This window comes from Paenibacillus doosanensis (genome assembly GCF_025060755.1).
Lineage (GTDB): Bacteria > Bacillota > Bacilli > Paenibacillales > NBRC-103111 > Paenibacillus_S > Paenibacillus_S doosanensis.
The window spans coordinates 20,299-33,446 of sequence record NZ_JANYUY010000019.1; the positions used below are offsets into that span (position 1 = coordinate 20,299).

General features: G+C 49.0%; 13 protein-coding genes and 1 pseudogene. 10 read left to right on the forward strand and 4 right to left on the reverse strand.

What is annotated here, in order from left to right; translation table 11 throughout:
- The first annotated feature begins 3 nt into the window (after positions 1-3).
- The 8 genes and pseudogenes from N0M98_RS15090 (at position 4) to N0M98_RS15125 (ending at position 7,668) form a co-directional block, all read left to right on the forward strand.
- On the forward strand, positions 4-450 hold the full coding sequence (locus N0M98_RS15090) for a pyridoxamine 5'-phosphate oxidase family protein (RefSeq protein WP_259618411.1): 447 nt from the start codon (positions 4-6) through the stop codon (positions 448-450).
- 113 nt (positions 451-563) lie between these two features.
- Complete coding sequence (locus N0M98_RS15095; RefSeq protein WP_259618412.1) at positions 564-1,310, forward strand: alpha/beta fold hydrolase; 747 nt, start codon at positions 564-566, stop codon at positions 1,308-1,310.
- Positions 1,311-1,329: 19 nt separating this feature from the next.
- Positions 1,330-1,662: a winged helix-turn-helix transcriptional regulator gene (locus N0M98_RS15100; RefSeq protein WP_259618413.1), complete on the forward strand. Its 333-nt coding sequence runs from the start codon at positions 1,330-1,332 to the stop codon at positions 1,660-1,662.
- A 254-nt stretch (positions 1,663-1,916) separates the two neighbouring features.
- Positions 1,917-2,645, forward strand: coding sequence for an NAD(P)-dependent oxidoreductase (locus N0M98_RS15105; protein ID WP_259618414.1), 729 nt, complete (start codon positions 1,917-1,919; stop codon positions 2,643-2,645).
- A 14-nt stretch (positions 2,646-2,659) separates the two neighbouring features.
- On the forward strand, positions 2,660-3,118 hold the full coding sequence (locus N0M98_RS15110) for a DUF2269 family protein (protein ID WP_259618415.1): 459 nt from the start codon (positions 2,660-2,662) through the stop codon (positions 3,116-3,118).
- A 137-nt stretch (positions 3,119-3,255) separates the two neighbouring features.
- Positions 3,256-3,567, forward strand: a pseudogene (locus tag N0M98_RS15115) (MFS transporter); the annotation flags it as partial.
- Between the two features lie 118 nt (positions 3,568-3,685).
- Positions 3,686-6,802, forward strand: coding sequence for an ATP-binding response regulator (locus N0M98_RS15120; RefSeq protein ID WP_259618416.1), 3,117 nt, complete (start codon positions 3,686-3,688; stop codon positions 6,800-6,802).
- 251 nt (positions 6,803-7,053) lie between these two features.
- On the forward strand, positions 7,054-7,668 hold the full coding sequence (locus tag N0M98_RS15125; protein WP_259618417.1) for a manganese efflux pump MntP: 615 nt from the start codon (positions 7,054-7,056) through the stop codon (positions 7,666-7,668).
- A 6-nt stretch (positions 7,669-7,674) separates the two neighbouring features.
- On the opposite strand, the gene chrA is transcribed toward N0M98_RS15125, so the two are convergent.
- The 4 genes from chrA to N0M98_RS15145 all read right to left on the reverse strand — a co-directional run bounded on the left by chrA (position 7,675) and on the right by N0M98_RS15145 (position 11,085).
- Complete coding sequence (gene chrA, locus N0M98_RS15130; RefSeq protein ID WP_259618418.1) at positions 7,675-8,865, reverse strand: chromate efflux transporter; 1,191 nt, start codon at positions 8,863-8,865, stop codon at positions 7,675-7,677.
- A gap of 70 nt (positions 8,866-8,935) precedes the next feature.
- A complete protein-coding gene (locus N0M98_RS15135) occupies positions 8,936-9,748 on the reverse strand; it encodes an RnfABCDGE type electron transport complex subunit D (protein WP_259618419.1) in 813 nt (270 codons plus the stop codon).
- Positions 9,749-10,636, reverse strand: a complete 888-nt coding sequence (locus N0M98_RS15140; RefSeq protein WP_259618420.1) for an FAD:protein FMN transferase — start codon at positions 10,634-10,636, stop codon at positions 9,749-9,751.
- A 26-nt stretch (positions 10,637-10,662) separates the two neighbouring features.
- Positions 10,663-11,085, reverse strand: a complete 423-nt coding sequence (locus N0M98_RS15145) for an FMN-binding protein (protein WP_259618421.1) — start codon at positions 11,083-11,085, stop codon at positions 10,663-10,665.
- Positions 11,086-11,225: 140 nt separating this feature from the next.
- On the opposite strand from N0M98_RS15145, the gene N0M98_RS15150 reads away from it, so the two are divergent.
- Together N0M98_RS15150 and N0M98_RS15155 are read left to right on the forward strand one after the other, a co-directional pair.
- Positions 11,226-11,891, forward strand: coding sequence for a response regulator transcription factor (locus N0M98_RS15150; RefSeq protein WP_259618422.1), 666 nt, complete (start codon positions 11,226-11,228; stop codon positions 11,889-11,891).
- A 214-nt stretch (positions 11,892-12,105) separates the two neighbouring features.
- Positions 12,106-13,131, forward strand: coding sequence for a sensor histidine kinase (locus tag N0M98_RS15155; RefSeq protein WP_259618423.1), 1,026 nt, complete (start codon positions 12,106-12,108; stop codon positions 13,129-13,131).
- The last annotated feature ends 17 nt before the right edge of the window (positions 13,132-13,148 follow it).

Below are 13,148 nucleotides of genomic sequence, written 5' to 3' on the forward strand. Positions count from 1 at the left end.
TTTATGGATTCCGTTACCTTGAAGCAAATCATGTCTCTGGTGGAAGAGGCTCGTACGATCATAGTCAGTTCTACTGATGAAAATGGCTATCCCAATACAAAACAGATGTTCAAAAAAGTACATGAAGGGCTAACTAAATTCTGGTTTTCAACAAACACTTCCTCGATTCGTACCAGACAATTCTTGGTGAATTCAAAGGCATGCCTCTATTTTGCAGGCAAAAGTAATGGCCTTATGCTGATTGGGGATATGAAGGTATGCCAAGATCATGAAAGCAGAAGAATGCTTTGGACAGAAGGGGACGAGAAGTATTATTCACTTGGAGTAGATGATCCTGACTACTGCGTATACGAGTTTAATTCAATAAGCGGCAACTACTACTACAATTTGGAAAAGCACCTATTTACGATTGAGGAGTTGAATAACCAGAGGAAGAGCTTAAAAGAGTAACAAGTCTAATTCCTAACTCGCGTTATGTTGTAGTGCCTGGTGGAAGTCATAGACCACATATGAGTCGAGAAAACCCTGTGTTTGTAAACGTTGACAAGAAAGGGGGAAGTGCAATGCCTTATATCCAGGTTAAAGATCTGGAAATGTTTTACGAAAAAATGGGCAATGGGGATACTATCATTTTTTTGCACAGCGGCTACTCACGCGGTATATTGGCTTTCGCTGGCCAAATGCTGGATTTTCAAAAGAAGTATACCTGCTACTTCCCGGATTTCAGAGGACATGGCAGAACAAGATGCGCAAGTCTCGAATGGTCTACACCTCAAATTTCAGACGACATCCTCGAATTCATGAATCAGTTAGGTATAATAAAAGCTCATTTTATCGGATATAGCTTAGGGGCGAATGTCGGGCTTTACCTTGCTGTTAACCATCCTGAAAGAGTGAGTACGCTCACAACGATAGGCACCGGCGGTTTTTGCGATCCAACTGGTGCCGAAGAGTTCGAGCCGGAATGGATGATTGAAAAAGGGTTGCACGATATGATCAATCAAATGATCGAAAGACATGAAGAAGCGCATAAAGGCAATTGGGAAGAACACATGAGACAATCGGCGCAAGATTGGCGATTATACCCGCAGCTTACAGAGAACCAGCTTAGCAGCATTGAATGTCCAGCATTATTTATTACAGGGGAACATGATCCATTTGCCGGCGAGGAGAGAGTCAAACGTCTGGCTTCGCTTGTCAAAGGATCGAATTATTTTGTTGTCCCGGGCGGGAGCCATAGACCACATATGGTTAGGGAAAACCCTATTTTAGTAAATGATACGATTCTTCAGTTTCTTGTTATCGAGTAATTAAGGGGAGGATTTATCTATGATTCATCAGCGAGAATGTCCAGTTGAGACGCTCATTCATGTTTTAGGCGGCAAATGGAAGCCAATGATTTTATGGCATTTGATTGAATCCAAACGGCGATACAACGATCTGGAAAAGCTAATACCTGATGTTTCACAAAAAATGCTTTCGCAGCATCTCCGAGATTTGGAACAAGAAGGCATAGTCGATAGAACGGTTTATCCTTCTATCCCTCCAAAGGTCGAATATTCTCTTAGTGAATACGGCAGAACGTTAATTCCTGTAGCAGAAGTCATGTGTGCTTGGGGAGAAAATCATAATAAGCGGAAATATGAAGAGCCGGCGTCATAAAGCTGGTTCCATGGGCTTGGACACTAATTCAATCAACTTAAATCCAAAAGCTGCTACGGGATTCCGGGCAGCTTTTGTGTTTACCTGCGCACTGTCTTAGAACTCCTGTCCTCCCTGACCTCCGCGTATCCCCTGTGGGTCATACTTACTTTTAAGTAAGTACCCTACTTTAAAGTGGGTTCTTAACATAACTCTGAAGCGATGTTAATCTTGAGTCAACCAAATATTGGGCCACTAAAGAGGAGGAACGAACAGTGAAAATTATTGTTTTCGGAGCGACGGGGAATACAGGGAAAAGAGTGCTGGCGCAAGGGCTACAAATGGGGCATGAAATGACCGCATTTGTGCGAAATGCCGAGAAGCTTTATGAACAGCTAGGGGAGCATTCCGCGAAACAGGTGAAGGTCATCGCGGACGATATAATGGACCCGGTCAGCGTCGGTGAGGCGCTCGCGCATCAAGACGCCGCTATTATCGCAGCCGGTCATGCAGGCCAGGGAGAAGAGTTTGTTCGTATCATTGACAACATTATAAGCCAATGTGAATTCCAGCCTAGTTTCTCCGGGCGGGTATGGATAATGGGAGGAGCCGGCCTGCTGGATATTCCCTATACGGATCTTATCGGCAACAATTTGCCCGGCTTCCCGCCTGAATATAAAAACCATAACCGGAATTTCCAAAGGCTGCAGCAGACTACGCTCGATTGGTCCATTATGTGTCCGGGAACCATGACTGATTCGAGAGAGTATCCAGATCCGGTTCATCTGCATGTAACGACGGAAACCTTGCCCGTTCCGATTCCGGAGACGATCAAGGAATATTCCGAGGCAGATATAGCCGGTCACTTGTTCAGCCGACTTCAAGAACTGAATGTTGCTTATGACGATGTTGCAAAATGCATGCTGGACCATCTTGAGTTCGGAGGAGCGTTTAAAAGAAAAAGAGTCGGTCTAGCCTATCGAAGCAGTATTGCCGCGCGCTGAGGAGAAAGGGGATAATGGGTTTGTTTGGATTACTGCTCGCTTTGCATATATTGGCTTCGATCGCCATCATTGGCCCCGCTTTCGTAATGCCCGTCATTCGCAGATCCGCCAGAACCGTCAGCCAGCTGCACTTTGCTGTTAATATAACGACCAAGCTCGCCGTAATACCTAAAATTGGCGGATTCGTACTTATTTTAACCGGGGTTTGGCTTATGATCATAACGAAGATGGGGTTATCCCAAATGTGGCTGAATGTATCCATCCTTTTATCACTGCTTATGGTCGTCATGATTGACGGATGGATCGAGCCGCGTATGAAAAAGATCGTAAAGATCCTATCTGAAAGTCAAGACCAGGGTAATGAAATACCCGCCGAGTTCGGACGGCTGCTAAAAAAGATCGTACCCATCGAGACGACAGCGCAGCTGCTGATGATTGCCATATTGGTCCTTATGGTCGTCAAGCCATTTTAATTAACTCCTGCCGTTTGTGTATCACATCCATTTTTCCCTTTTCCTGTCGGAATAGAGGGCTTTTTTTCTGGGAACGTTAGTATACAGCATCTCCATTGTATGCTCAATCAAAAAAAACGGGGTAAGGTGCGAGAAATATGGAAGAGGGTAAAAAATGGGATCTTATTTCCATTGCGTCTATACCGCTTATAATAACACTCGGTAATTCCATGCTAATACCGGTTCTGCCATCCATTCGGAGCAAGCTCGGAATTTCATCCCTTCAAGTGAGCTTGCTAATTACGGTATATTCTGTCATAGCGATTATCCTCATTCCAATTGCAGGTTACTTATCCGACAGAATCGGCAGAAAAAAAGTTATAATCCCCAGCCTCATCATAACGGGAATAGGAGGGCTGATTTCAGGTTTAGGCGCATGGTGGATAGAACAGTCTTATCCCGTTATCATCTAAATAACGTCAGGCACCATTTGCAGCTGGGAAGTACAAGGATTATGCGAAGCGGCTGTCGAACTAAGATAGATATATGGACACTATCGTATTGATCATTAGGAAATATAGAAATTTATTGCTGTGTATACTACTGTTTGGCCTGCTGTTCAGTCTGCGAGGGCTGCTATGGTCCGGGCTGCTGTTCCCGGTGGACCGAACCATGCAGGCTGAGGACGGCGTGATCGATCTGCGCGGGCAGAATTGGGAGAAAGCCGGACCGATGACACTGAACGGGGAATGGGCTTGGTATCCGGGGCGGCTGTTGTCTCACGAGGAGCTTCAATTGAAGGAGCTGCCGCGGCAAACCATTCAGGTTCCCGGCAACTGGGGAATGCCGTCTAGTCTGGAAAAGGCGGGAGATGATAGCGCCTACGGATACGGCACGTACAGGCTGCGGATTCTTATCGATCCGCTGAAGAGTCCGATTGCGTTCTCGATACGCAGCATCAAAAGCTCCTCCGAAGCTGAAGTAAACGGGGAGGCAGCAGGAATGTCCGGGACGGTAGCGGCCGATCCGGAGGAATACAAGCCGGACAACATACCTTATACGGCGGTCTACTATAAAGCGGATGTCACAGAGATCGAACTGCTGCTGCGCGTGGCCAATTATGATTCGCCGATGTCGGGCGGGCTTGTGCAACCCGTGCTGTTCGGGTTGCAGTCAAGCATAGAGTCAACCAGAACCTATTCGATCGATTTCCAAATGATGACGGTGCTGATTATGCTGCTGCATGGCTTGTACGGAAGCATCGTCTATGCGTATAAGCCGCAAAACCGTTCTCTTCTGGTCAGCGGTCTTATCTATGTGGCGGTTGCCCTTGTCGTAGCCAATAGTCACGACAAGGTGTTGGCCATGTGGCTGCCGCTCAATTATACTTGGAACATTAAATTACGTATTCTTGCGGTGATGGTGCAAAATTATGCGGTTTTGTACCTGCATCGAAAGTTCGCCGGTATTCAGAGAGTCGGTGTCGGATTCAAGGCTTACACGGTCATGCTGCTGTGCCTCGGCCTTGGCACCCTGTTCCTGCCAATCTCGATGGTGAACCGGATGCTGGATGCCGGCGTTTATTTGCTTTCTTATCTGATCCCGCTTGTTTGGTTTGTAGGGGTTGTGTGGAAAATGGTATTCGGCAAAACGGATGATCAGGATATTCATTTTATTCTCATTACCGCCGTGTGCATAGTGTCCAATTTGATGTGGACTAACTTGGACAATTACGTGGAAGTGTCGAGCGTTTATTATCCGTTCGACCTGACTATTGCGCTTATCGCGTTCTCCGTGTATTGGTTCAAGAAATATATCCGCAATTCCGATGATGTGGAGCGGCTGTACGAGCAGTTGAAAGTCTCCGACCGGATGAAGGACCAATTCCTGGCGAATACTTCGCATGAACTGAGAACGCCGCTGCACGGCATCATGAATTTATCGAACAGCGTGTATACGCGGGAACTGGACAAGTTGGAGGATGATAGCCGGCAGGCTTTGGAGCTGGTCGGAAAGGTAAGCCGGCGCATGTCCAGGCTCCTCGACGATCTGCTGGATTTGGCGCAACTTCGGGAACATCGCATTATACTCCATCCTGAGCCTCTCAATCTTCACGCCATCGTGCCAGGCGTTGCCAGCATGCTCAAATATATAGCCGAGGGCAAGCCCGTTCGGTTTCGCCTTGCGCTGGCTACATCATTGCCCCCCGTATGGGCGGACGAGAAGCGGCTGGTGCAAATTCTCTATAACCTGCTGCACAATGCGTTCAAATTTACCGAAGAAGGCGAAATCGTGGTTTCGGCGGAGCTGCTGAACGGGCAGATCGAGATACGAGTAGCCGACACAGGTATCGGCATGGACGAAGAGACGCTATCCAGCCTGTTCGTCGCATATATGCAAGGAACGCACAACAGAGGCGACGGCAGGGGCCTCGGCCTTGGCATGAACATTTGCAAGGAGCTGGTGGAGCTGCACGGAAGCGAACTGTTCGTGCAATCGGAGCCGGGTTGCGGCTCAACCTTTCTCTTCCGACTGCCTGTGGCGGACGGAGCGGCGGAGAGGGCGGCAGATGCGGTGCGGCACGAGGCGTTTGCGCTGGAGGCAGCAGCGACAGTCATGCCGGTAGCAGAGGCCGAATATCGCTTTCCGGATGATGCGACCGGTGAAACGGACGCCCGGTTCACGTTATCGGATTGGCTTCATTCGCCGGACAACCCGATTCATATTCTGATTGTCGACGACGATCTAGTGAACCTGGATGTGCTTGCAGGCATATTGTCAACCGAGCCGTATAGCGTTACGAAGGCGTTGTCGGGGCATCAGGCATTGGAGCTGCTGGCGGAAGGCGAGTGGGACTTGTTGATTGCGGATGTCATGATGCCGGGCATGTCGGGTTATGAGCTGACGGAGAAGGTGAGGGAACGCCGTTCCGTCTCTGAGCTGCCGGTGCTGCTGTTGACGGCGCGCGGCCAGCCGGCGGATATGTATACCGGCTTTCTCGTTGGAGCCAATGACTATGTGACCAAGCCTGCGGATGCGATGGAGCTGAAATACCGAATCCGCTCGCTCATTGCGTTGAAGCGGTCGATGTCGGAGCGGCTTCGGATGGAAGCGGCCTATCTGCAGGCGCAGATCAAGCCTCATTTCCTGTTTAATACGATAAATTCCCTGATTGCCCTCGGGGATATTGATACGGAGAAAATGCGCCAGATCGGCGATGCCTTCGCGACCTTTCTGCGAATCAGCTTCGATTATTCGAATACGCGCGCCATGGTCGATCTGGAGCATGAACTAGAGCTTGTGCGCTCTTACTTGTATATCGAGCAGGAACGATTCGGGGAGAGACTGTCGGTCGTCCAAGAGATCGAACCGGGCATTTCCCTGTTGCTCCCGCCGCTATCGATTCAGCCGCTGGTGGAAAACGCCGTCCGGCATGGAATTTTGAAGAGGGCAAAAGGAGGGACACTGCGACTGCGAGTGGGGCGCACGGCTAACGGCGTGTCCGTTGAAGTACAGGATGACGGTGTCGGTATGGCTTCCGATCTGATTGAACGGCTGCTGAACCGATCCGATCCATCGCGTTCCGGAATTGGCATTGCCAACACGCACCGCCGTCTGCTCCAAATGTACGGCCAAGGGCTGTCTATCAGGAGCGTGCCGGGAGAGGGAACCGTCGTCTCTTTTACCATCCCACGGCAGCCGTGAGCGCGACAACGCCAAGAGCCCGTTCACGCGGACGACGAGGCGTTTCCGAGCCCGTCGCGGAACAGATAGACGCAGTTATGGGTGGCAGTCTTGGACTTTTTTGTCCCTAGCTGCCACACGTAAAATGCTCAAGTGAAGCCATGCAGTCATCCAGTTTCTTTTGACTTTTTGCAGTATATTCAGCTTGAAAAAAATCACGGTTACATATTGTTTCATTATTATACAATAACTCAAAATTGGAGGAGGATTTATTGGTAGCCTTGAAAATGATTTTACTTATTGTATCGCTTGGAATGGATACGCTGCTGATATCTATTTCATTGGGATTTATTAAAACGAAGGGTAAAGTCAAAATCGCATTGATTTTTGCTTTTGCTGAAGCTTTGATGCCTTTGGTTGGCTTATTTATCGGAAAAGGTGCAGGTCAGCTTTTTGGGGAGTGGGCTTCGTTAATTGGAGGAATTGCTTTGTTGGTAGTAGCCGTCTGGCTTGTCTTCTTTGAGGACGAGGATGAAGAGGAAGACAAGCTGGAAAGGAATTTGGTGGGATGGACCTTAATTATAACCGCAGTAAGTATTAGTTTGGATGAATTAGCTATTGGATTTTCAATTGGACTTATTGGTATACCTATTGCGCTGACCATTATTTTAGTTGCTTTGCAAGCGTTTGTTTTTACGTTTTTGGGACTCGCATTTGGTTCTAAGTTGAAGCGATACCTTGGCGAATGGGCAGAGAAATTAGCTGGAATCATTCTAGGCTTACTAGGTTTATGGATTCTGTTCGATGCAATTTTGCTTTATATCATCACGGCTGAACTATCGTTGTACAGACAGCGGCAATCGCACAAGAGTCTGCTTTCAGACTGACAAAACTTAAGAAAATACGGAGATCAAGTAACCGCCTGCTGCCGAGAACAACACGATCAACCACGGAGGAAGTTTCCACAGCATAAGCAAACCGAACGCAGCAATAGCAAGACAAAAGTCGTAAGGTGTATGTATTGCCTTCATCCAAACGGGATTAAACAGGGCCGCGAGCAAAATGCCCACAACAGCGGCATTTATTCCTTTTAAGACCGATTGGAAATTTGGGCGACGGCGAACCGCATCCCAAAACGGTAATGCGCCTGTGACGAGCAGAAAGGACGGAAGAAACATTGCGATTAGGGCGATCATCGCTCCAATCCATCCGTGCATGACGGTTCCCAGATAAACGGAGAAGGTAAATAATGGACCCGGGACGGCTTGAGCTGCACCGTAGCCGGCAAGAAATTGAGAATCCGTTAGCCAGCCCGGAGGAACGACTTCGGCCTGAAGCATTGGAAGTACCACGTGCCCCCCGCCAAAAACAAGCGAACCCACGCGGAAAAAGCTGTCAAAAACCGCTAACCAATAGGAGGGAAAAACCGCTCGCAATAGCGGCAACCCAATCAGCAATCCAAAGAACAAAATCCAGGCGAACATTGCTGCGCGGCGGCTGATGGATATGCCTATACGAGGAGTTTCCGGCACTTCGGATGTTGCCAGAAAAAATCGGCCGAACAGCCCCGCAGCGGCGATGAGTATCAATTGGCCGTAAGCGGAAGGCCATAATAAGGTGACGACCGAGGTGAGGATAGCAATCGTCCCCCGAGTACGATCGGGAGCAAGGCTCCGAGCCATTCCCCAAACCGCTTGTGCAACCACGGCAACAGCGACGATCATTAACCCATGAAGCCAACCGGCATTGCCTACATCGTAGTTTTTTAATGCATATGCGAAAATCATCAACGCCAAAGCGGAAGGTAATGTAAAACCGATCCAGGAAGCGATTCCACCAAGCAACCCACCACGCATCATGCCGATGGATATTCCAACTTGACTACTTGCAGGTCCCGGCAGAAATTGGCATAAGGCGACCAAATCTGCATAGCTTTTTTCATCGAGCCATTTTCTACGGTTGACATATTCATCACGAAAATAGCTTAAATGAGCGATAGGGCCGCCAAATGAAGTCAAACCAAGTTTCGCGGAGGCTCCGAGGATTTCAAGTATAGGCGAATTGGAATTTGTTCGTTGCGTCATTTTTTTTCAACCTCATCACTTAATGATTTCGATGGTAGCTTTAACCGCTCTTCTTCAAATATCGTCATATTCACTTAAAATGATTATATCGGTTTTCCTTCGACAGCTGCAGCGGTAAGCGCGCTTTAAGCCAGTGGTATATGTTGCCTGCAAGCAGTCCGATGAATAAGTAGGTCAATCCGCCGAAAATCGCATACACGACAGCTCCCGTCACTGCCACCGCAATACCAAAAACGATCTGGTCCTTGACTTTGGCGGGGGAAGTAGGAGGATCAGTAAGCATGAAAAACCCGAAAAACAATGTTGCATTGATAAAAGGCGGCCGGAGTGCGTCAGAAGCCTCTCCTATGTGGAGAACTCCCATTACCAGCAGCAAAAGAAAGAATACCGCAAAAAATGCGAAAACTTGAGGATACTTCTGTACTCGGTTCGATATGATATAGCCTCCTGCCAGCAAAAAGAGGATGTTCCAGACAGGGAGGTCGCCGAAGGCTCCCCACCAGCTTTGCCCAGCATGAAACAGCGGAATAGAGAGGAGCAAACCTAGCGCCGCCGGATTTAATACCGGCTTTTTCTTATACACGATAAGATGCTTGGAGATCACAGCCATAGCCGCTGTAGCCGATAGAATAAGCCAAGAAGCCGTACTGCTGAGCACCAGGGAAACAATGAGCCCGGTGATCACTGCGCCGTCCAGCACGATTCGCTTGCGCTTCTCCGCCCGGGAGCACAAATAATCGATAAGCAGCGAAACAACTACAGCGATAAGTCCGTTCATGATGCCCGCGGCGCTATGAGAGCCTAGGGACGCAATAACAAGATAGGCGATCATTGCCATTGTTACGTAGCCCTTGGGGGATTGAAGCCATTGCTTTGCCGTCACTTATATCTCACCTGCTTTTATGATTTGCATAGATGAATTGATCAAAATGCCTTTTAGCTTCTCTTGTTCGATCAGTTGCCGCGCGCCATCACTCCCTAGAAGGAACGATACCGTGGAAAGGGCGTCGGCCAACATGGCATAAGGCGCGATAACGCTGCAACTCACCAGGCCGGAAGGAGAAAGCTTGGTTTGAGGATGAATCAAATGATGCTGTCCCGCCTCTTTGGGACTCTTGCGCTCATAGCTTCCCGAGGTGCAAATGGCTTCATTGGACATGGATACCGTATAGATAACATCTTGTCGATTCAGGGGATGACGGATTCCTACGGTCCACGGTTCCGCGGACTCATCCTGTCCTCCCGCATAAATATCCCCACCGGCATTGATTAAGAAACCGGGGAAGCAGCTTAATTCCTTCGCTGCCAAGTCGATGGCAAACCCTTTGGCTACCGCTCCGAGGTCAAGCACGGCCGGTTGCAGCAAGCAGATGGTCTGTTCGAGCTCATTCAAGACGATATCCCGAAAAGTTGCGGAGCCGGATGCAGTACTATCCACGATATCCCCAGTCAAGTAGCGGCGGTTAAACCCACGTTCCTCCATTAGTTTGCCAACAGTAGGATCGAATACGCCGTTCGTCCATTCAGCAATCTCCAGAGCAAACTTTAGAGGCTCGAACAAGAACGGGCTTATTTTAACGGAGGTTTCGACATGTCGGCATGCTCTCATTAACTCACTGTCAGGATCAAACCGGCTGCAAGCAAGCTCGACTTGCCGAAACATCTCGAAAGCCCGATCCATGCTTCTTTCGACCGCCAAGGATTCCTTCGCCCCCTCGGCAACAACCTGAATATCAACTACGGTATCCATATATAGCTTGGTTTTCTTCATGTCAATACCTCATTAATCGATCTTATTTAAGCATTCATGGCCTGGGCGAGTGCATCCTGAACGGCATCCCGGAATGCCTGCGTACTGTAAGTCGCACCCGAAACGTTTTTCACTTGGGCACTTTGCTTTTGCAGCACTTCCTTGGGCAGCCCGGCCACGTCTCTTTCCGAATAATGCATGGCGAAGTCACTGATCTCTACGTCCGTGATGTTGTCGTTCTTCACTGTTACCGCAACTTGAATGGAGCCTCTGCGGTTTCTTCCCATCCCTGTATATGTGCCGTCCTTGTATTTCCTGCTGGATACATTTGTATACGGTTGATCCGTCCGGACATAAGTCGCGGTTTGATCTATCGAGGCTTGGGTTTCCGTCGCAGCATATCCAGCCGCATATACGACAGCTATAGCTGTTGAACACAGAACTACCCACTTCTTATTCAATTTGGCCATTGGGAATCGCTCCAATCCGATTGTCATTCATTTTTCTCTGCCGATGAGCTTTATTATAATGGGGAATTATTTAAATTTTCTTAAAATCGGTCTTTCTGATAGTATGGATATAAAGAATACTAATAAGAGGAGAAGCCGGTATGCGTGTGCTTATAGTGGAAGACGATGTATCCCTGCTTGCCGTCATCCGAGACATTTTTGAAGGCGAGTCTTTCTTGACGGATACGGCCGAAAGCGGCGACGAAGGATATTATTTGGCTCAACAAGTCATACATGATTTAATAGTGCTCGATGTGATGCTGCCCGGGATGAGCGGCATCGAAATCGTCCGGCGGCTACGGTCGCAAGGGATGCCGGTGCCTATCATTTTACTAACGGCAAAGGATGCGGTGGAGGATCGAGTGTCGGGTTTGGATGCGGGAGCCGACGATTACTTGACGAAGCCTTTTGCTGTCTCCGAGCTTATGGCACGGACTAGGGCGGTCCTCCGAAGGCGGATCGGACAGGAAGGAGATTTGATCTGCGGACCGATCCGTCTGGTTCCCGGGCTGCGCGATGCTTTTAACGGGGAAATCCCGCTGCATTTGACGGCGACCGAGTATGCGTTGTTGGAATTTTTCCTATGCAACAAGGACCGCATTTTAACTCGCGAGCAAATCTTTGACCGTGTGTGGGGCTTTGATTCGGGAGCGGCCACATCGGCGATCGACGTATATGTCCATCATCTTCGCAAAAAGCTTGCGGCGCATGGCGCAGACTCGCTGCTTAGAACGGTACGGGGGGTCGGCTATGTATTCCATGTTTAAGGACACAAGAAGGCGTCTTGTTATTCTTAACACGGTGGTTTTTTTGATTATTCTGTGTCTGTTAAGCTCCTTATTCTATTGGCACATGAAATCTCGCTTGTTCCACGAAACGGATGAAATTTTACATCAAGCGGAAAAAAGAATCCATTCCTATCGGAATTTGAATGATCTGCTTCGTTCGGACCGGGCCGATCTTCAGAAGGATGAAAGAACGGTGTACCTTTTTTGGGATGCCCAGGGACAACTGGTAGGGCAATCGCCCAAGCAAGCTTTTTCCGGCGAATTGGCCGATCAGCTTAGAGCCCCTTCCGATTCAGCAGCCGTACGAACGGTACGAGTGGACCAACGCAGCTACCGTGCGATGCAGTTCACGGTCCAAAGCCAGAGCCACAGCTCGATAGCCTCCGTCGAAATTGTCCGAAGTCTGGAAGACCTGCAGCATACCCTTCGTTCTCTGCTTTGGGATATAGGTGCCGGAATGGTTGTCGGCGCGGTCATCTCTGCCTTTGCGGGGTTGTTTCTGGCCGGCCGTGCATTAATTCCAATCCAGCAAGCATGGGAAAAACAACAACGGTTTGTAGCGGATGCCTCCCATGAGCTGCGAACCCCGACGGCTGTCATCCACGCGCAAACCGAGCTGCTTCTCCGGTATCCGAATCACTCCATCGAACAGGAAAGCTCTCATATCGTCGTGATATTAAAAGAAAGCAAGCGAATGAGCAAGCTGCTGGACGATCTTCTGACGCTGGCCCGTTCTGACTCGAATCAACTGGAAATTTCCTCATCCCAAATATCCTTGGATGCATTGATAGAAGAATTGTCGGAACGGTTTGAACTGTTGGCAAGTACGAAGGACATTCATATTGTAACCGATGTTATGCAGCCGTTGACTCTGTGGGGAGATGAGGGAAGAATCAGGCAACTGCTGATCATTCTTTTGGACAATGCTTTAAAGAATACTCCGCCCTCCGGAACAATCGAAATCAGCGGCCGGTATCAAGGGAATTTCGTTTGCATTCGTGTAAAAGATAACGGCGTCGGCATCGCTGCGGAAGATCTCCCTCATATATTCGATCGTTTCTACCGCGGGGATAAAGCGAGATCCCGCGCAGAAGGCGGGACCGGGCTTGGCTTATCCATCGCCAAATGGATCGTGAACGTGCACGGGGGTGTCATCCGTGTTGAATCCGCCATTCACGCAGGCACCCAAATCGAGCTGCTGTTCCCAAGGAAAAAATAAAACAGATTCTTGCGTCC